This window comes from Thalassotalea sp. HSM 43 (assembly GCF_004752005.1).
GTDB lineage: Bacteria > Pseudomonadota > Gammaproteobacteria > Enterobacterales > Alteromonadaceae > Thalassotalea_A.
Genome location: NZ_CP038493.1, coordinates 1972220 through 1993017, shown reverse-complemented (window position 1 = coordinate 1993017; position 20798 = coordinate 1972220). Strand labels below are relative to the sequence as shown.

The window sequence follows — 20798 nt, the reverse complement described above, 5'->3', positions numbered from 1 at the left end:
TTTTTTAAATTTTAATCTGCTTAGTAAAAACGAACGCTAACTCTGGAAGTGGCTACACTTTTTATCTGCGCATTGCAGTTTCTCGCCTGCCGCCATATTGCGCTTTAGCAATAAGCCATAACCACACTTTTGACAATTGCCTGCCACCGGCTCGTGATTAACCGCAAACTTACATTTTGGGTAGCCATCACAAGCGTAAAAGGTTTTGCCGTAGCGATTATGTTTTTCCGCCAAATGGCCTTTACTGCATTGCGGACACTTCACATCGGCAACCACTTCACTATGCTCATGCTCGATATGGTGACATTCAGGAAAGTTGGTACAGCCGATAAACATGCCAAAACGGCCCTGCTTTACCGCCAGCTCATTGCCGCATTCAGGACATTCGGTTCCTGGTAACAGCTGTTGTTCAAATTTTTCTTGCTCAACCAGCGGGCGAGAATAACTGCAAGTAGGGTAATTAACGCAACCAAGAAACGCACCGGCTTTGGAATTTTTGATCTGTAACTCGCTGCCACATTGCGGGCAGACTTCGTACTCTTTTTCCAAAGCGTGTTCGTGCTGACTAAATAAAGGTTTACTGTCTTTGCTCATAATAACTGGCCATGGGCGTTAAGGGCGGCCATTATCGCAAACGACAGTGCAAAACTTAAGCGCTTTCGCAAAACCTTGAAGATTTAGTGCAATGGCCCTTCGCATTCATCAAATATCAAATCTTCCATTTGCGAATAAGCAGACTCTTTGCCCGGCACATTAAACAGCACCATAAGCACGACCCACTTAAGATCGTCAATATTGAAATCTTTGGTGTCCAATTCCATCACCCGGTCGATAACCATTTCCCGTGTAGTGAAATCGAGGACATTAATGTGTTCAAGGAACATCAAAAAACCACGACTCTCAACATCAAGGAAACGAGTTTCTTCAGGTGTGTAAATACGGACCGAGACACCTGGACGGCGGGTCAAATATGGGTATGCATCGGTATTTTGCAGCGCGGCTAGTTTTTCTAACCAAGATAAAGCTTTGTAGATCTCATCCTGATGGAATCCGGCGCGAGTTAATTCGTCGGTAAGGATGTCATGATCCACCATAACTTCAGCTTCACTGTGGATATAGTTTTCAAAAAGATACATGAGAATATCGAACATAACTATTTCCCCTCTAAGTGAATTGCGTAATAAGGTTAAACCTTATGTTGCAATTTGATGTAGCCACCTGGTACCGCGGTTACCAGACCTCTTAGCTCTAGCGTCATCAATCGAGTTAATACTTCCTCTATGGGAAGCTTACTTCGAGAAGCTATTATGTCCACGGTTGTAACAGCTTCATAATCCACACTACGCAACAATGGATCGAGAAACAAGTCCTCAGAACACTTTTTTTGTAATTTTTTAAGGCCTGTTTTTGCCAATAATTGTTGCTCTATATTGATACGACCGGCAAGCGGCTTTAGATCTAACATGTCGACGATATCAGCATGGTTATCGACTAACTGCGCGCCCTGTTTTAGTAAGTAGTGACAACCTTGTGTTTGCACATTACTTATCGCCCCCGGCATGGCAAACACCTCTCTGTTTTGCTCTAGCGCCAGGCGCGCCGAGATCAATGAGCCACTTTTTAAAGTCGCTTCAATGACGAACACACCAAGGCTCATGCCAGTGACAATGCGGTTGCGACGAGGAAACGCACCAGCAAAAGGTTTGCTGCCCGGCAGGCATTCACTGATGATGGTTCCTTGTTGGTCGAGTATACGCTTGGCTAGCGCCCGATGTCGTGCCGGATAGACACTATCTAGACCTGTTGCCACCACGGCTAAGGTATAACCATTGGCATCCAATGCACCGCAGTGAGCAGCAGCATCAATACCTATCGCCAGACCTGAAGTGATCACACAATAACGGCTTAAATCGGCGGCAAACTGATGACAATGATGACGTGCGCCGACTGTGGCACTTCGTGAGCCAACCATTGCCAATTGCGGCAAGTTTAATAACTTTATGTTGCCTTGTACAAACAACACAATTGGTGCATTTTCGATGTGTTTAAGCTGCTGCGGATAACGCTTATCCAGATAACCAATTATGCTCATTTGATGTTTATTCGCTAGCTCGATAAATTGCTCAATGCGCTTTATCTCAGGGTTTAGCATGGCTTGGCGTTGTTTGTGACTAAAACCCATGCTACTTAGGGCGCTAGCGTCTAGCTTTCGTAGTCCATCTAAACCATATTGATGCAGTAATTTAATTTTGATGTTATTGGCAAGACGCGGTACGAGGCGCAAGCGCAGGTACGACACTAGCGTGGTGTGAGCAGAAGTCATCATTCATATCCTTTGAATTCATTGATCTGTTAGTTTGTATGTTGTTGCATATAAAACAAAAGCCGAAACACAAATAAAAAGAGCGCTAATTCCATTAGCGCTCTTTTCAGTTTAGTTAAAAATCGATGTTTCGGAAACTGCCTTGGCAGTTAAGGTGCATTCACCGAGTCATTGATATGCACAGCTTTAGACGTACTTAAGACAATCGCGTAGCTGGTGTTATCAAGCACTTTAAATACCATTAGATGACCAATGCGCTCTTTTGGCATTTCCACACGACGATCACTGTCATTTGGTCGGGTCAATCGATACCAGCTTGATGCATCTTCTTCGTAAATCGGACCATCTTTGGTTTCGATAACATCAGGGCTTTGTCGATTAATGGCATATACATCACCCATTTCGATGTTTTCGTTAGCGCCCTTGTTTAATAGCACCACTTCAAACTTACCGAATTCGCGCACCATATTGCGAGAGCGAATCATACGGGCATCAATCTCTTTACCTTCGGCTGCCTGCATTGCATAGAATGCTGGATACAGTTGACCTTCGTTGACCGGCACTATGATGGCGCCAGCTCGAATTTCCTGATTTGACGATTGCAAATATAAGGTCGATGGTTTTTTCTCTTCAAGACTGCCCTTGCGAACACCTTCGGCGGTACCAATCAAAATAGCGTGATAACCTAACGGTTTGCCGCTGTCAGGATCGATAACCTGCTCACCTTTTTTGTAAATGGCGTAGTGTTGCTCTGTTGCAACCTCACCTTTGACATACAATAAGGCGCCTTCCATATTGGATTTGTATTTTTCATCGCCACCCAGTACATACGGCGCTTTATCAAAGTCTTCGCCAGTCATTACGGTTGCGTAATCTAAATAAGGCGCAACCACTTCAAATGGTAAATAGGTTACCGGGTTTTGCTCTTTTAAGGTTTTACGAATCTGTGGTGACCATTTTAATGTTGGCTTGCCTTTAACCAACATCGGGTTACCATCGGCGTCAAACACCAAGCGCAATTCATCACCCGGATAAATTAAATGTGGGTTAACGATTTCTGGGTTCATACGCCACAGCTTAGGCCACAGCCATGGTTCACTGAGGTACATCGCGGAGATATCCCAAAGGGTATCACCCTTCTTTACTACGTAGTTTTTTGGTGCATCGTCTTTTATTTGCAACTCATCCGCAAGGGCGAGTAGCGAGGTAAACAGACAAACAATGGTTATTAGTATTTTTTTCATCATGCTGTCGGATCCGTTTCGAGCAATTTGTCGTTAAAGTTATTGTAACGTTAATATTCGCGAGAGTAACGATAAAGCCCTATTATTCATAGAGAATAATGGCTAAAATTAGTACCAACATACCATTGTATCGAAATTATCGCTAATTTTTTAAAAATATATGACAGTTTTAAATGTATTACGCTTCCCTGATGAGCGTCTAAGAACCATAGCAGAACCGGTTACAGAAGTAACTGACGAAACTCGCCAAATTATCGACGATATGTTCGAAACCATGTACGCCGAAAACGGCGTAGGTTTGGCGGCAACCCAGGTAGATATTCACCAACGTATTGTTGTTATTGATGTCAGTGAAGATAAATCAGAGCCAATTGTTTTGATCAATCCACAAATCACTGAACACAGTGGCGATATTATGATCAACGAAGAAGGTTGCTTATCGGTACCCGGTAGCTACGCAAAAGTTGAGCGTAATACCGAAGTAACCGTTAACGCCATCAATAAAGATGGCGACGCATTCGAGCTTGATGCGTCGGAACTGTTGGCTATCTGTATTCAGCACGAACTGGATCACTTAAAGGGTGTGCTGTTTGTTGATTACCTGTCGCCATTAAAACGCCAGCGTATCAAAGCAAAGCTAGAAAAAGCCGCTCGTCTGGAAAATCGCGCCTAATTCAATCGACATTCTGAGGGTAACTCTTTGTCTAAACCACTGAATATTATCTTTGCCGGTACGCCGGATTTCGCTGCCAAACATCTACAGGCACTCATCGACTCACAACACAATGTGGTCGCCGTATATTGTCCGCCAGATAAACCTGCTGGTCGCGGTAAAAAATTAACCGCTTGTGCGGTTAAGCAATTGGCACAGCAACACGATATTCGCGTAGAACAGCCACTAAACTTTAAACAACAAGACGATCAACAACAATTAGCCCGCTATAACGCCGATGTTATGGTCGTTGTTGCCTATGGTTTGTTGTTACCGAAAGTCATCCTTGATGCACCGCGATTAGGGTGTGTCAACGTTCACGGCTCATTGTTGCCGCGATGGCGCGGTGCAGCACCGATTCAACGTTCATTAGAAACGGGTGATGCCGAAACCGGTGTGACGATTATGCAAATGGATATTGGTTTGGATACCGGTGACATGCTATTAAAAGCCAGTTGCCCGATTACCAGTGCCGATACCAGTGCCAGTTTATATGAAAAATTAGCCGAATTAGGGCCAAAAGCCTTACTTGATGTGATGGCACAAATGGCTGAAGGCACGCATCAAGCGCAGCCACAAGATAACAATCTAGCCAACTACGCTGCAAAGCTCACTAAAGAAGAAGCCATAATCGACTGGTCATTACCCGCGGCGGTATTGGACAGAAAAATTCGCGCCTATCAACCTTGGCCATTTGCGCAGTTTATCTACAACGATGGTAAAAACCAGCATCGCATTAAAATATGGCAAGCAACAGCCGTTGCCAGTCAATCAAACGCGACCGCCGGCACCATAACCGAGGTTAATAAACAAGGTATTCGTGTCGCCACCGGTGACGGTGAGTTGCAATTAACCAGCTTACAGTTGCCCGGTAAAAAAGCCCTACACGTTGCCGACATCTTAAATGGTCGTGGCGACTGGTTTGTGAGCGGCCAACCAATCACAGGACACGCTGATGTCTAAAAATTTGCGCGCACTGGCAGCTAAGTGTGTCTATGCGGTGGTCGATAAAGGCCGCAGTCTCAGTGATGAATTACCTAAGCAACAAGGCTTAGTCGAGTCACCTAAAGACAAAGGCTTATTGCAAGAGCTGTGTTATGGCGTGTTACGTTATTTACCAGAGCTTGAACACCATGTCCGCCGATTTGTTGATAAACCATTAAAAGGCAAGCAGCGAGTGGGTCACTTTCTATTGTTGGTTGGTATTTATCAAATCAAATATACCCGCATTCCCGATCACGCTGCGGTAGCAGAAACCGTCGCTGCCACAGGCCCTTTAAAAAGTCGTCATTTAAAAGGTATGGTCAATGCGGTATTGCGCTCTTATCAACGTCAACCTGACAGCGATGACGAGTTGCCCGATGCCGTGCGTTATAACCACCCTTCTTGGTTTTTGAAAAAAATTCAACAAGGCTATCCGCAACACTGGCAACAGATTGTCGAAGCAAACCTGCAGCGACCATCAATGTGGCTGCGGGTTAATCAGCAAAAAACCACAGTGACAGATTACAAAGCGCTATTGGCGGCAGCCGATATTGACGTCGCTAGCGAAGATCCAGATAGCCATGGCCTGTTATTAAGCCAAGCGGTTGATGTCACTCGTCTGCCACATTTTCATGACGGTTGGGTGTCAGTACAAGACGGCGCTGCACAAATGGCAGCGGTATTACTTGCCGCAGAAAGCGGCGATAAAGTACTTGATTGCTGCGCCGCACCGGGTGGCAAAACCTGTCATATTCTAGAGCGTAGAGCGGAAATTGACGTTACCGCTATCGACATAGAAGCAGAACGCTTAACCCGCGTTGAAGAAAACCTGCAACGTTTAGGATTAACAGCCAAAGTGCTATGTGCCGATGCCGCCGATACCAGCGATTGGTTCGATGGTGAAATGTTTGACCGGATATTAATTGATGCGCCTTGTTCAGGAACCGGTGTTATACGTAAAAACCCTGACATAAAATGGCTGCGTCGGGCATCTGATATAGACGCTCTGGTTGTGCTACAAAGACAAATACTTGATGCTATATGGGCTATCCTTAAGCCTGGCGGCATCATGGTTTATGCTACGTGTTCCATTCTTCCTGAAGAAAATAGCGAACAAATACAAAGATTTGTTAAAGAAAACCAAGATGCGACTTTGCTTAACCTAACTCGTGCCAATGCAAGCCAAGATTGGCAAATATTGCCTGGAAACGAGTCAATGGACGGCTTTTATTATGCGAAACTACAAAAAAGTGCTAACGTTTAGCAAGCAGTGCAAATAACAATAAAAAATAACGGAAAATGAAGATAATCATTTTAGGTGCCGGTCAAGTTGGCGGCACCCTGGCAGAAAATCTGGTTGGTGAGAATAACGACATCACCTTAGTTGATGTTGACTCAGAAAAACTCAGAGAACTGCAAGACAAGATGGATTTACAGGTTGTTACCGGTCACGGTAGCCATCCTGATATCCTTGAAAAAGCCGGCGCCGAAGATGCGGATATGGTCATTGCGGTGACCAGTGACGACGCCACCAATATGCTGGCTTGTCAAATTGCCTTCTCGATTTTTAGTACCCCAGTAAAAATAGCCCGTATCCGTTCCGAGCAAATTCTTAAATACAAAAAACGTTTATTCCATAATCAGGATATTCCTGTCGATCACATTATCGCACCAGAACAATTGGTGACCCGTGATATCGCTCGTCTTATCGATTACCCTGGCGCCTTGCAAGTACGAGAGTTTGCCGGCGCGAAAGTATCTCTGGTTGGTATTCGTGCCTACTATGGTGGCCTATTAGTCGGTCATGCCCTATCGACGTTACGAGATCATATTCCTAATATTGATACCCGAGTGGCGGCAATTTATCGTAAAGGTAAGCCTATTCGACCATTAGGTACCACGGTTATCGAGGCCGATGACGAGGTATTCTTTATTGCTGCGACTCGACATATTCGCGCGGTGATGAACGAACTGCAAAAATTAGAACCCGCATATAAACGCATTATGATTGCCGGCGGTGGTCATATTGGTGCTGGTCTTGCGAGAATGCTCGAAAAAAACCATCAGGTAAAACTTATTGAGCGCAACCCACAACGGGCAGAGTATTTATCAAACGAGCTTGATAATGCGTTAGTGTTTAATGGTGACTCGTCCGATCGTGAACTGCTGGTTGAAGAGCACATCGACCAAATCGACGTGTTTATCGCCGTTACCAATGATGATGAAGCCAATATTATGTCCTCCATGGTGGCTAAAGGCTGTGGTGCACGTAAAACCATCGCCTTAATCCAACGTAATGCCTATCACGACATTATCCATGACAACATTCTTGATATCGATATTGCGGTATCACCACAACAAGCCACCATATCGGCGTTATTAACCCATGTACGTAAAGGTGGTGTGGTTAACGCATATAGCTTGCGCCGTGGTGCCGCTGAGTCGGTTGAAATCGTTGCTCATGGTGACGAGCAATCATCAAAAGTGATCGGTCGAGAAATTCAAGACATTAAGCTACCACCGGGGGCAACCATAGGTGCGATTGTGCGTGGCGAAGAAGTACTTATTGCCCACTCCACCACGGTGATTCAGGCTGATGATCACGTCATCCTATTCTTAGTCGATAAGAAATACATCAGTCATATCGAAAAGCTGTTCTCGGTTTCAGCGATTTTCTTCTAAATATAAAAAAGGCGGTATCAACCGCCTTTTTTCTGTCTGTCATTTATTCATGCTGCTAAATGCTGCCTATTTAGGCAACGGTATTAATCACGCCAGAACGACGGCATGAATAACACCAATAAGGTAAATATTTCCAAACGGCCAAATAGCATGGCAATGATCAGCACCCATTTACTGAAGTCATTGACCGAAGCAAAGTTCGCCGCCACTTCACCTAAACCTGGGCCCAAGTTATTCAAACAGGCTGCAACCGCTGTAAAGGCAGTCATTTCATCGATGCCTGACGCCATGATCAACACCATACAAATAATAAAGATCACCGCATACGCCGCAAAGAAGCCCCAGATTGCATCAACGACTTTGTCCGGTAACGCTTTGCGACCAAGTTTTATAGTGATGATCGCTTTCGGGTGAATCAGACGGCTCAATTCACGAATACCTTGTAGGTATAGCAAAATGATACGCATCACTTTCATGCCACCACCGGTTGACCCGGCACAACCACCAATAAAGCTGGAAAAAATAAGTAATATCGGCAACATCGCTGGCCAGGCCGAAAAATCGGTGGTCGCGAATCCTGCGGTGGTGCTTATCGACACCGCTTGGAATAACGCATCATCAAATGCTTCTTCAAAATTTGCCGTAACACCATAGGCCAACAAACTAAAGAAGCATACGAGCGTTAATACCATTTGAATCGACATAAACGCTTTAAATTCAGGATCGTAAAAATAAGAGCGAATGCTTTTGCTGTTCCAGGCGGTAAAGTGCAAGGCAAAGTTAACACCAGCAATCAGTAAGAACACCACACAAATCACATTGATCAAAGGGCTGTCAAAATAGCCCATCGACGCATCGTGAGTCGAAAAGCCACCAATCGCTATCGTCGAGAACGAATGTGAAATGGCATCAAACGGCGTCATTCCTGCCGCCCAATAACTTAATGCACAAGCGATGGTTAACGATAAATAGATATACCACAGGTGTTTTGCCGTATCGGCAATACGTGGCGTCATTTTAGAGTCTTTAACTGGACCCGGCGTTTCGGCACGATACAGCTGCATACCACCAACACCTAGCATAGGTAATACGGCAACCGCTAAAACGATGATACCCATGCCACCTAACCATTGCAGTTGCTGGCGATACCAAAGTACGGCATGAGGCAAACCCTCTATTTTAGTCAGTATGGTTGCGCCGGTTGTAGTAAGACCAGAAAACGATTCAAAGAAGGCATCGGTAACCGATAAGTTCGGTTGTTCGGTTAGCATTAGTGGTACAGAAGAGAAGCTGGCCAGTACGGTCCAGAACAAGACGACGATTAAAAAGCCTTCGCGGGCTCTAAGATCACCTTTTTCGCTGCGGTTGGGGTACCAACCGAGAAAACCGGCGCCAACACACAATAAAAACGAAGTAATAAATGCAACACCACCACCATCGCCGTAGATCAAAGAGATCAGCGCCGGCGGTAACATGGTAAAGCTGAGGATCATAACCAGAATGCCGATGATCCGGATAATATTACGGTATTGCATTAATTTATCAGGGTTTATTTTTATTCTAGGTATAGCATAACCTGAATCATTAGGCCTTAGCTATCTAAATTATTTTCAGTTTAGAGCAAAGGGTTATTGGGAATCACCCGTCCAGCGGTGATCTCAACAATACGCTGACAATAGGCATCTATGGCTGGAATGGGAATAGCGACGCTAAGGGAAATATCAACACCGTAGTCTTTGCTAAGGATCTCACCGTCAAACGCAGCAACGACATGCTCGATGTCTTTTAACTGACCATAATCGCATTGCAATGTCACCGTATCCCTAGGGGTAACCAACTCGGTTGCTAATACATTAATGGCTTGTCTAACCGCGTTTGCATAGGCCCGTTGCATGCCACCGGTACCTAACTTGGTACCACCAAAGTAACGAGTAACAACGGCGCAAATTTCACCAATATCACTGCCTTGTAGCACCGCTAACATGGGTTTTCCGGCGCAACCTGTTGGCTCACCATCGTCACTAAAGCCATAGGCGGTACTTATTTCAGGTCGACTGTGCATAAACGCATAACAGTTGTGTGAGGCATCTGGAAATTGCTGGCGTTTACTGTCGATAAACGCTTTCGCACTTTCGGCGCTATTACAACGCGCAATGGCACAAATAAAGCGACTGCGCAGAACCTCGGTCTCAAACACCAAAGGTTCTGCGGGTACCAAATACGGCGTCGCTTTAGCAGTTATGTTGGTTTTGCTCATATTGTGTTTAAGCTAAACCAAGATCACGCGTCATGTTTTCAATACCATCGTCATGAACGATAACATTGTCTTCGATACGAATGCCGCCAAACGGTTTTAAGGTGGCGATTTTATCCCAGTTTATCTGGCTAGCATGCTTGGAATTTTGCAAGCCTTGCAAAAACTCATCAATAAAATAAAGGCCAGGCTCGATAGTAAACACTTGCTTACTTTCAATGCCGCGAGTTGTACGTAAGAATGGATGTGCCTCGGGTGCACTGACTAAGTCACCTTGCTCGTTGGCCATAAAGCCACCCATATCATGCACTTGTAACCCCAGGTGATGACCAAGGCCGTGTGGGTAAAATGCGCGAGTTACACCTTCAGCAACCATGGCTTCGCTGTCCATGCGTACAATATCAAATTGCTTCAATACCTTGGCTAACTGATAGTGATTTTCAATGTGCAAATCGACATAGCTGCTACCCGGTTTAAGTGCTGAGACTAAGTTTTGCTGCATCACATCAACAGCCTGTATTAATTCAGCGAATTCGTTTTGTTGCTTGGCATAAGTACGGGTGATATCCGCGGCGTAACCGTTAAAACTGGCTCCGGCATCAATTAAGAACGACAAGTGCTCGGCTGGTGCCTGTTTTTCCAAAACGGTGTAATGCAAAATCGCCGCGTTTTCATTCAAGGCGATGATATTGCCATAAGGCATTTCATTTTCGCCCTGACCTGTCGCCGTTAAATAGGCAAGTTGAATCTCGAACTCAGAGGCATTGGCCATAAACGCTTGTTTGGCAGCATTATGACCTTTCACAGCGATTTTATTGGCCTGACGCAGGCATGCTAAATCGTAGTCGGTTTTATAGGCTCGATGATAGTGGAAGTAATGAATGACTGCATCAGGGTTTTGTATTGCAAAGCCATAATCATTGGCAACCTCGGCATGGGCGCCAATATAGGCGGTTCGGCTTTTATCTGCTGGCAAGATATCAACCACTTGATCAGGTTTGGCAATAAGTTTGATATCAAAGAAATCAGTCCAATAGCTGTCTTCCAGCTTCGTCACCTTATGCCAAAAGTCGGTCGGTTGATAAAACGCCAACACCGGCTTATCTTGACCATTGACGATTAACCAACAATTAGCGGTGTCTGTTATTGGCAACCACGCTTTGAAATGTGGGTTGGTTTTGAATGGATAATACATATCATCCATAAATACACCCAAGGTTTTACCCGCGTGAATACACAAAGAATCTAAACCTTGGCGTTGCAGAATCGTCGCGGTACGGCGTTGCAATTCTTCAATATGCGCCGCAAAGTGTTGTTGCAGTTCAGTCATAACTATTGTCTTGTCTTGTAAATTTGCCAGCGATAATAGCACATCAAGCCGGCGCTAGTGAATTTGCCTGTCAAGAATATCAACAAACGGCGAACGCTCCTGCCCCAGCTTTTGCATATATATCTCGGTAAATGCCATAACACTTTTTACGTAATTGCGAGTCTCTTTATACGGTATGGTTTCGATCCATTTCTCCATGGTCATGTTGGGTGCTTTTTTCAACCAACGATTCACCTTACCTGGGCCAGCATTGTAAGCGGCAGTGGCGAGAACAATATTGTTATCAAATTTATCGAGCAGATATTTAAGGTACTTAAAACCAATATCGACATTGGTTTCTGCTTGTAACAGTTGCGAACGTTTTAATGATTTATTACCGGTTAAGTAACGTGCCGTACCTGGCAGTACTTGCATTAACCCTAACGCACCTGCTGACGAGGTGGCATCGCTCATAAAGATACTCTCTTTACGGGCAATGGCATAAGCCCAAGCGAGGCTGATTTGATGTTTAGCCGACTTATCGCCAAACAACTCAGACATCGGCATTGGAAAACGAACATCAAGATCGTTAAGGCCAACATTATTGGTCAGAGTAAAGATGGCTCGGTCGTACCAACCCTGTTCAAATGCCATTTTTGCCGCCATAGAGCGTTGCTCTTCGGTTAGCTGACGCATCCAGTAACTCCACTCACGGCGAGCATCACCTAAACGCTTAAGATGGTACAACTCCATCGCTCTTAAACCCGCATCGGACTGTTTAAGCTCGGCAATATTATCCCCGGACATAGTAATAGGCTTATGATTTAAAACACTTTTATCACCAACATGGGCGGCTGCTAAGAAGCCATAGAAACTGCGTGCTTTAGCCAATTCCTTGTAGATGCTTTGCGCCTTGTCGGTATTACCGAGCAAATCATAACTGCGTGCTTGCCAATACATCCACTGTCTATCTTTTTGCTGATCACCGGTTAGGGTTTGTAATTCAGTTAATACCCCTTGGTAATCCTTATTTTCTATAAATTTGGCGACCTTGTATTGAATGGCACTGTCTTGTACATACTGGCGCTGTAAGTTTTCATACCAACTTATAGCAATAGGATCATCAGAACGAGCGATTGCCGGTACAAGGGAAGTAAGAACTTGCTCGCGATGTAATGGCGTTAACCTACCCTGGGCATCGATTTTTTCATACACAGATAAGGCCAGCATCTCATCTTTAAATGCTAAGCGCTTAATGCCATAAACGATCACTTGAGTTTCTTGTTTGCTAAATTGGTTAAACTTATCAAGGTTTGCGACCTTTGCAGGGGTTGTACGAATGTCTCGCCACAACTTCCATAGGTATTGTTCGCTGTCTGGTAACTGCTTACCTAAATACTTCACTAATATGTGACTGCGCTTTTTGTTGGCAAGCAGAATACGTTGCCAAATAAGTTCGTTACTGCGATAACCTGCTTTGGTCCATTGGGCCAGTAACGGGTCACAACTTTTAGGCAACGATTTACCCGTCAGCCATATTGCTGTCACCTCACTCAGCACATCGTCTTTATTAGCGCCAAGTTCGAGTCGATAATTATGGTAATGGCAAGTTAGGTCTTTATTACTGGTTGGCTGATAGTAATCGACAAAAAGCTGTTTCTTATCGGAACGAATTAATTGTTTAAGCCAAGCTTTGCGTAGTGGCCAATCGACCGGTGTACCTTGATATGTTGCTAAGAATTCACTGATTGGTTGTTTATTACGAACGGTCATATTGCGTTGCAATTGATCCAATTGGAAATACGGTAATAAAGGGTAGTCCTGCAGCTCTGCAACTTTACTGCGATAGGCATCAGATTTTACGTTCCACTTTTTTGCCGAGGCTTGCAAATATACGTCGCGCTGGTCTTCGATAGGGGTGTTTTTTTTCGCTGATGCTGAGAAAACAAAAGACAATGAAACTAAAACGGCAATGGGTTTGATTAACGACATAAATAAACGGCTTCCCAGGTTACAAGGCTATTTTTTGCGCAACACCTTTCATTTTAATCAGGGATCATTAAAATAACTGCTGTTGTTACAATCTTATTAAGTTATTACTCGATGTCAGACACTATATTTGAACAGGCTGATCATACCTTGGATGCTATTGGCCTAAGATGTCCAGAACCGGTGATGATGGTACGAATGAATATTCGTAAAATCAATGTCGGCGAAACTTTGTTAATCCTTGCTGATGACCCATCAACAACAAGAGATATCCCAAGTTTTTGTGAATTTATGGAGCACGACTTAGTGGCCAAGGATACGGCTAATAATACTTATAAATACCTTATTAGAAAGCGCTAAGCAACGCATTTCGTCGCAATTTTGCCAAGGCTTTTTCGACCGCTATCTAGTAGGTAGACCATGCGAATTTGGCAATGTTCAAGGTTATGAATAAGTTAGTCGAATTTAAAGTTCAAAACATAAAAAAAAGCGGCTTCAAAGCCGCTTTTTTTTGGCTAAAATAATTTACTGCAGAACCGAGATATCGGCAACATTAAAGAAACTGTTACGGATTTGATTCAATAAGGTCAAACGGTTGGTTTTTACTTTTTCATCATCCGCCATCACCATCACGTTATCAAAGAACTCATCAATAACGCCTCTAAGGCCAGCTAATTTAGTTAGTGCCTGCTGATAGTCACGATTAGCAAATAACGGCTGCAATTCACCCTGTAAGGCTGCAAAGGTCTCGGCTAGGGCAATCTCTTGTGGTTCAGATGCCAAGGCGTTATCAAATTCGTTGTACAACTCACCATCGAATTTAGCCAATATATTACCGACACGTTTATTGGCCGCAGCCAACGCTTGTGCTTGCTCAAGTTCGCGGAAATAACTAACCGCTTTAACACGCTGATCAAAGTCTAGTGGCGCCGTTGGTGTTTTCGCTAATACCGCTTGGATAACATCTACTTTAATACCCTGCTCTTGATAATAGGCACGGAAGCGACCCATGATGAAATCAATCACATCAGCAGCAGTATTATCATTGGTCAGCTTATCGCCGTATGAATCAATGCTTACGTTGATTAAATCAGCAATATCTAATGGCAATTGCTTTTCGATAATAATACGAATTAAACCTATCGCTGCGCGACGCAATGCAAACGGGTCTTTATCGCCTTTAGGTGGCTGATTAATACCAAAGATACCGACTAAGCTATCAACTTTATCAGCAATCGCGACAGCGGCGCCTACGTTAGCTTCAGGTAAACTGTCACCAGCAAAACGCGGGCGATATTGATCTTCAAGAGCTTGCGCTACGTCAGCAGGCTCACCATCGTGCTGAGCATAGTACTTACCCATAGTACCTTGTACTTGTGGGAACTCGAGTACCATTTCACTCATTAAATCTGTTTTACTTAATAGGCCAGCGCGATAAGCGTTATCGGCATTTTCCGAAAGGCTTTCAGCAACAAATTTAGCTAAGGTGGCAATGCGCTCTGATTTGTCTTTCAATGTACCAAGTTGCTTTTGGAACAATACCGTCGACAAGCTTTGTAAACGCGATTCTAAGCTTTGCTTTTTATCGGTTTTAAAGAAGAATTCTGCATCGGCTAAACGTGGGCGAATAACCTTTTCATTACCATGAATCACTTGTTCAGGTTGTTTTGACTCAATGTTGGTAACAAAGATAAATTTGTTTAGTAGCGCACCATTGCTGTCTTCAACAGGGAAGTACTTTTGGTGATCTTTCATTGAATAAATTAGCGGTTCCGCTGGAACTTGTAAGAAGTCTTCATCAAAGCTACCAACCAAAATTGATGGCCATTCATTAATAGATGCGACTTCGTCAACCAACTCATCGTCTAACAATGCTTTACCGTTAAGCTCAGCAGCTGCGGCATTAACATCATCAACAATTTGACTACGACGAGTTTCGTAGTCAGCAATAACGTATGCAGATTTTAACGCTTGTTCATAATTGTTCGCGTGATCAAGTGTGACCATACCTTCAAAATGAAAGCGGTGACCCAGTAACTGGTTGTCAGAGGCGACACCTAGAATGTTGCCGGAGATAACATCAGCGCCAAACATCATGGTAATGGTGTGTACTGGACGGATAAATTGAATACGACTGCTACCCCAACGCATTGGTTTTGGAATAGGCAGTTTATTGACGGCGGTGCTAACCATACCTTCAAGCAATTGTGCAATCGACTTACCCTGCTGGGTTGCTTTGTGCAATAGCCACTCACCTTTATCGGTAACCAAACGTTCTGCTTGTTCAACGGTAATACCGTTTGAACGTGCCCAACCTTGAGCAGCTTTAGTGGCATTGCCGTCAGCGTCAAAGGCAACATTAACCGCAGGGCCGCGTTTTTCAACAACCTTATCTTGCTGTTGTTGTTCAAGCTCGGTCACTTGCACAGCAAGTCGACGTGGCGTAGCAAACCATTTGGCTTTAGCATAGCCTAGACCAGCGCCTTGCAGTTGCTCGGTAATAGAATCGAAAAATGCCTGTGCCAAACCTTTTAGCGCTTTTGGTGGTAACTCTTCAGTACCTAATTCAACTAATAATGTATCTTTGCTCATTTACTTGTCCTCGCCTTGTTGCTCTGCTTGCTTACAAAGCGGGAATCCTAGTTCTTCTCGTGCTGCGTAATATGCTTGTGCACAGGCTTTTGCCAAGGTGCGCACGCGCAGAATATAACGTTGACGCTCTGTCACAGAAATCGCATGACGGGCATCTAATAAATTAAAGGCATGCGAGGCTTTCATCACTTGCTCATAGGCTGGTAATGGCAAACCAAGTTCAATCAATTTTTGGCTTTCTTGCTCACACACGTCAAATTGATTAAATAGTGCATCAACGTTTGCGTGTTCAAAGTTATAGGTCGACTGCTCTACTTCGTTCTGATGAAACACATCACGGTAGTAAATTTTGCCCATAGGACCATCAGTCCAAACCAGGTCATAAATGCTGTCGACGTTTTGAATGTACATCGCCAAGCGTTCTAAACCATAGGTAATTTCACCGGTTACTGGCGCGCACTCAAGTCCACCAACTTGTTGGAAATAAGTAAACTGGGTGATTTCCATGCCGTTCAGCCAGATTTCCCAGCCTAAACCCCATGCACCTAGTGTCGGTGATTCCCAGTTGTCTTCAACAAAACGGACATCGTGTACAAGAGTATCGATACCGAGTTGCTTTAAAGAGTTAAGGTACAATTCCTGAATATTCTTTGGCGATGGTTTTAATACAACTTGGAACTGATAATAGTGCTGCAAGCGATTTGGGTTTTCACCATAGCGACCATCAGTAGGACGGCGGCATGGTTGCACATAAGCACTGCTCATTGGCTCAGGACCAATAGAACGTAAAAAGGTCATTGGATGAAAGGTACCAGCCCCTACTTCCAAGTCGAGTGGCTGAACAATAACACAGCCCTGTTTGGCCCAGTAATCCTGTAATTGCAGAATCAGACCCTGAAATGTTTTGATATCGTATGTGCTCATGAATACCAGTATTAGTTTAATTGACAGAAATGGCGCTAATTATAGCGATTGTTTACTAAATCGACTAGCGGTAATTACAGATTTAGCTGTTGATTTTGCTGATTAATAATAGCACTGGTGACGATTACTTGTTGTCACCCGCGCTGCGTTGTTAAAGCAAGCTATCAATAAAGCCTTGAGTGACTAAAAAGAAACCCGACATAAGCCGGGTTTTTTCATTGTCATATTTAGTATGCTAAACAGCGAAACTAGACATCCAAGTTAGCTACATTAAGAGCGTTGGTCTCAATGAAGTCGCGACGTGGTTCAACGTGATCACCCATTAAGGTGTTGAACAACTGATCAGCAGCAACAGCATCTTCGATAGTCACCTGTAACATACGACGTGTTTCAGGGTCCATAGTCGTTTCCCAAAGCTGTTCTGGGTTCATCTCACCCAAACCTTTATAGCGTTGGATATATTGACCACGTTCAGACTCTTTTAATAACCATGCGCGTGCTTGCTCGAAAGAATTCACTGGTTGAATCTTCTCACCACGTTTAACGTAAGCACCCTCTTCCATCAAACCGTTAATCGCTTCGTTAAGCTCCATAATGGCTTTAAATTCAGAAGAATGGATAAAGTCATAACCAAGGTTATAAACCGTGTCTATGCCGTGCATACGAACGTTAATCGATGGGTAGTAAATATTGCGTTCTTGATCGTGAGCAACCGTTGCCGAATAAATCGAACCGCTATCACCATTTTCTTGTAAAAGATTGACGAAATCTGTGGTCCAAGATTCTACTTTGGCTTTATCGCTAAACTCACCATTGATGATTTTGTCAGCCTGTAATAACTGCAGTAATACATCTTCTGGGATTTGACGCGAAACACGGTTAATGATTGCCATCGTATCGCGATATTGATTAAACAAGCTTTCTAAGGCAATACCAGATAACGCAGGAGCATTGTCATTAACATGAATAGACGCATTCTCTAGAGCCAAAGTCGTAAAGTATTGCTCTTTTTGCTCGTCATCTTTGAGATAACGTTCTTGCTTACCTTTCTTAACTTTGTATAGCGGCGGTTGCGCAATATACATGTAACCACGTTCAATGATTTCTGGCATTTGACGGTAGAAGAAGGTCAATAGCAAGGTACGAATGTGCGAGCCATCGACATCAGCATCGGTCATGATAACGATAGAATGATAACGGGTTTTGTCTGGATCATATTCGTCACGGCCGATACCACAGCCAAGTGCGGTGATAAGAGTGCCTACTTCCGCTGAAGATATCATCTTGTCAAAGCGTGCTTTTTCAACGTTAAGAATCTTACCTTTTAACGGTAGAATTGCCTGATTCTTACGATTACGACCCTGCTTGGCTGAACCGCCCGCAGAGTCACCCTCCACTATATATAGTTCAGAAAGTGCTGGGTCTTTCTCCTGACAGTCAGCCAATTTACCTGGCAAACCGGCAATATCTAACACACCTTTACGACGGGTCATTTCACGAGCTTTACGCGCAGCTTCACGTGCACGTGCCGCATCGATAATCTTCATGATAATGGTTCTCGCAGTACCTGGATTTTCAAGTAGGTATTCACCTAATTTTTCACCCATAGCTTGTTCAACTGCGGTCTTAACTTCACTCGATACAAGTTTATCTTTGGTTTGTGAAGAGAACTTAGGATCAGGCACTTTAACAGAAATAACCGCGGTTAAACCTTCACGCGCGTCATCACCCGAGGCATTGGTTTCACCGCCACCTTTGGCTTTCTTGTTCAAGCCTTCTTTGGTCATGTAGCTATTTAAGGTACGTGTCAACGCGGTTCTGAAACCACTTAAGTGGGTACCACCATCGCGCTGTGGGATGTTATTGGTAAAACAGAAAATGTTTTCCTGGAAACCATCATTCCATTGCATCGCAACTTCAACAACAATACCGTCTTCACGTTCAAGATCGAAGTAGAAGATTTCTTGGTTAACCGGGGTTTTATTAGTATTTAGGTAATCAACGAATGCCTGGATACCACCTTCATAAAAGAAGTGATCTTCACGACCATCACGCTCATCAATTAGCTTAATTGATACACCTGAATTCAAGAACGATAATTCACGAATACGTTTGGCTAAAATGTCGTAGTGAAACAAGGTATCAGAAAAGGTTTCGCTGCTTGGCCAAAAACGCACGGTAGTACCCGATTTGTCCGTTTCACCAACTTCTTTCAACGGTGCTTGAGGTTCACCCATGGCATAAGTTTGCTCATGAACTTTACCAGCACGGCGAATGGTCAGTTCTAGCTTCTCACTTAGGGCGTTTACAACCGAAACACCAACACCGTGCAAACCACCAGATACTTTATAGCCCGAATCTTCACCACCAAATTTACCACCAGCATGCAATACGGTTAAGATAACCTCTGCTGCCGATACACCCTCTTCTGGGTGAATATCAGTAGGAATACCACGACCATCATCTTTAACAGATACAGAACCGTCACCGTGAATGGTAACAATGATATCTTTACAATGATCGGCTAAGGCTTCATCGATTGAGTTATCAAGAACCTCAAAAACCATATGGTGCAAACCAGTACCATCATCGGTATCACCGATGTACATGCCTGGTCTTTTACGTACAGCATCTAGGCCTTTTAAGACCTTAATACTGGACGAATCATAATTATTTTCTTCACTCATGTTTTTCGCCTTGCGTTATTTCCGTTACTACGCCATGTTTCACGTGAAACATTTTATAATTTTGTTGCTCTGGAAGCATGGCCTCCAGGGCATTTTTTTCAATCGCGGTAATAAAAAGTTGGCAGGTTAATTTGCCAATTGCTTTCGCTAATACCGCCCGAGAATGTTGGTCAAGCTCCGCACCAATGTCATCAATAAGTATGATTGGCGCGATTTGCTGACTTTCAAAAATCAGGTTTGCTTGAGCTATGGTTAGTGCCATTAGGAACAACTTTTGTTGTCCTCGAGACAATACCTGCTCTACTGGTTGCTTATTGAAACTAAATTGCACATCAAACTTATGTGCACCAAACAAGCTATAACCGTATTTAATTTCCCGCTCATTATGCTCTGCTAATAACTCGTGTAATTGTCTTGATTTGTTCCAACCACGTTGATATTGCAAGGCAATATTATCCGCCAAATCAGGCATGATAATCGCGAGCCATTTGTTTAATTCTTTTGCCAAGCGTTCGATATACTCACTGCGAACTTTGGCAATGATCTCAGATTGCTGACAAAACAGCTGGTTATAATAGTCCAACTGTTGTCCACCAATGCGTTGTCTTAAACACGCATTGCGTTGTAATAATACTTTTTTAAACTCGCGCCAAACACTCACAAATGAATGTTCCACGTGAAACAATCCTAAATCAACAAACTTACGACGCTCTTTGGGACCACCAAAAAACAAACGAAATGTTTCTGGTGTAATCACTTGCACCGCGACATGCTTGGCCAAATCAGAAAGACGAAACTTACTGTCGCCATTAATGCGAATTTGTATTTCGCCCTGCTTGCCTCTTTGCACGCCTAATTGATGATTTTGGTCATCCTTGGCACTGACCACAAAATGGTCTTTTTCGCTCTGGATTAAATTTTCTATCTTATTGGTACGAAACGACTTACCGTGCCCAAGAAAAAATACACTCTCTAATAAACTGCTTTTACCAGAACCATTATCGCCAACAATCAAGTTTAGCGATGGCGCAAAACTGATGTTGGCGTAGTCTAAATTTCGAAACTGATTTACCGTTAAACTCTGTATACTCATTACCA

17 protein-coding genes are annotated in these 20798 nt (G+C 43.8%); 5 read left to right on the top strand and 12 right to left on the bottom strand.

Annotated features, from left to right (window positions below):
• Positions 1-36 precede the first annotated feature (36 nt).
• The 4 genes from E2K93_RS08530 to E2K93_RS08515 all read right to left on the bottom strand — a co-directional run bounded on the left by E2K93_RS08530 (position 37) and on the right by E2K93_RS08515 (position 3570).
• Positions 37-594 (bottom strand): type I DNA topoisomerase, encoded by a 558-nt coding sequence (locus E2K93_RS08530; protein WP_135438698.1) that lies wholly within the window; start codon positions 592-594, stop codon positions 37-39.
• An 83-nt stretch (positions 595-677) separates the two neighbouring features.
• The gene (locus E2K93_RS08525; protein ID WP_135438697.1) at positions 678-1151 is read right to left on the bottom strand and encodes a DUF494 family protein; all 474 of its coding nucleotides are present in this window, start codon (positions 1149-1151) and stop codon (positions 678-680) included.
• Between the two features lie 35 nt (positions 1152-1186).
• A complete protein-coding gene (gene dprA / locus E2K93_RS08520) occupies positions 1187-2326 on the bottom strand; it encodes a DNA-processing protein DprA (RefSeq protein ID WP_135438696.1) in 1140 nt (379 codons plus the stop codon).
• A gap of 146 nt (positions 2327-2472) precedes the next feature.
• The gene (locus E2K93_RS08515; protein WP_135438695.1) at positions 2473-3570 is read right to left on the bottom strand and encodes a LysM peptidoglycan-binding domain-containing protein; all 1098 of its coding nucleotides are present in this window, start codon (positions 3568-3570) and stop codon (positions 2473-2475) included.
• Positions 3571-3727: 157 nt separating this feature from the next.
• On the opposite strand from E2K93_RS08515, the gene def reads away from it, so the two are divergent.
• Genes def through trkA form a run of 4 tightly spaced genes read left to right on the top strand, consistent with a single transcriptional unit; the run spans position 3728 to position 7945 of the window.
• The gene (gene def / locus E2K93_RS08510) at positions 3728-4240 is read left to right on the top strand and encodes a peptide deformylase (protein WP_135438694.1); all 513 of its coding nucleotides are present in this window, start codon (positions 3728-3730) and stop codon (positions 4238-4240) included.
• Positions 4241-4267: 27 nt separating this feature from the next.
• Positions 4268-5242 carry a methionyl-tRNA formyltransferase gene (gene fmt / locus E2K93_RS08505; protein ID WP_135438693.1) on the top strand — a complete coding sequence of 325 codons (975 nt, stop codon included), beginning with the start codon at positions 4268-4270 and terminating at the stop codon, positions 5240-5242.
• A complete protein-coding gene (gene rsmB / locus E2K93_RS08500; RefSeq protein WP_135438692.1) occupies positions 5235-6527 on the top strand; it encodes a 16S rRNA (cytosine(967)-C(5))-methyltransferase RsmB in 1293 nt (430 codons plus the stop codon). The genes fmt and rsmB overlap by 8 nt, the downstream gene beginning before the upstream one ends.
• A gap of 35 nt (positions 6528-6562) precedes the next feature.
• The gene (gene trkA / locus E2K93_RS08495) at positions 6563-7945 is read left to right on the top strand and encodes a Trk system potassium transporter TrkA (RefSeq protein ID WP_135438691.1); all 1383 of its coding nucleotides are present in this window, start codon (positions 6563-6565) and stop codon (positions 7943-7945) included.
• 83 nt (positions 7946-8028) lie between these two features.
• Here the strand turns inward: trkA and E2K93_RS08490 are convergent, their stop codons facing one another.
• The 4 genes from E2K93_RS08490 to E2K93_RS08475 all read right to left on the bottom strand — a co-directional run bounded on the left by E2K93_RS08490 (position 8029) and on the right by E2K93_RS08475 (position 13500).
• Entirely contained in the window at positions 8029-9480 is a 1452-nt protein-coding gene (locus tag E2K93_RS08490; RefSeq protein ID WP_135438690.1) for a TrkH family potassium uptake protein, read from the bottom strand.
• 80 nt (positions 9481-9560) lie between these two features.
• A complete protein-coding gene (locus tag E2K93_RS08485; RefSeq protein WP_135438689.1) occupies positions 9561-10202 on the bottom strand; it encodes a YigZ family protein in 642 nt (213 codons plus the stop codon).
• Between the two features lie 7 nt (positions 10203-10209).
• The gene (pepQ, locus tag E2K93_RS08480) at positions 10210-11529 is read right to left on the bottom strand and encodes a Xaa-Pro dipeptidase (RefSeq protein ID WP_135438688.1); all 1320 of its coding nucleotides are present in this window, start codon (positions 11527-11529) and stop codon (positions 10210-10212) included.
• Positions 11530-11583: 54 nt separating this feature from the next.
• Entirely contained in the window at positions 11584-13500 is a 1917-nt protein-coding gene (locus E2K93_RS08475; protein ID WP_135438687.1) for a transglycosylase SLT domain-containing protein, read from the bottom strand.
• Between the two features lie 111 nt (positions 13501-13611).
• On the opposite strand from E2K93_RS08475, the gene tusA reads away from it, so the two are divergent.
• Positions 13612-13857 (top strand): sulfurtransferase TusA, encoded by a 246-nt coding sequence (tusA, locus tag E2K93_RS08470; protein WP_135438686.1) that lies wholly within the window; start codon positions 13612-13614, stop codon positions 13855-13857.
• Positions 13858-14022: 165 nt separating this feature from the next.
• Here the strand turns inward: tusA and glyS are convergent, their stop codons facing one another.
• From glyS to recF, 4 genes are all read right to left on the bottom strand, one after another.
• Complete coding sequence (gene glyS, locus E2K93_RS08465) at positions 14023-16089, bottom strand: glycine--tRNA ligase subunit beta (protein WP_135438685.1); 2067 nt, start codon at positions 16087-16089, stop codon at positions 14023-14025.
• Positions 16090-17013, bottom strand: coding sequence for a glycine--tRNA ligase subunit alpha (gene glyQ / locus E2K93_RS08460; protein ID WP_135438684.1), 924 nt, complete (start codon positions 17011-17013; stop codon positions 16090-16092).
• A gap of 248 nt (positions 17014-17261) precedes the next feature.
• Positions 17262-19700 (bottom strand): DNA topoisomerase (ATP-hydrolyzing) subunit B, encoded by a 2439-nt coding sequence (gyrB, locus tag E2K93_RS08455; RefSeq protein WP_135438683.1) that lies wholly within the window; start codon positions 19698-19700, stop codon positions 17262-17264.
• A complete protein-coding gene (gene recF, locus E2K93_RS08450; RefSeq protein ID WP_135438682.1) occupies positions 19693-20793 on the bottom strand; it encodes a DNA replication/repair protein RecF in 1101 nt (366 codons plus the stop codon). The genes gyrB and recF overlap by 8 nt, the downstream gene beginning before the upstream one ends.
• Positions 20794-20798 lie beyond the last annotated feature (5 nt).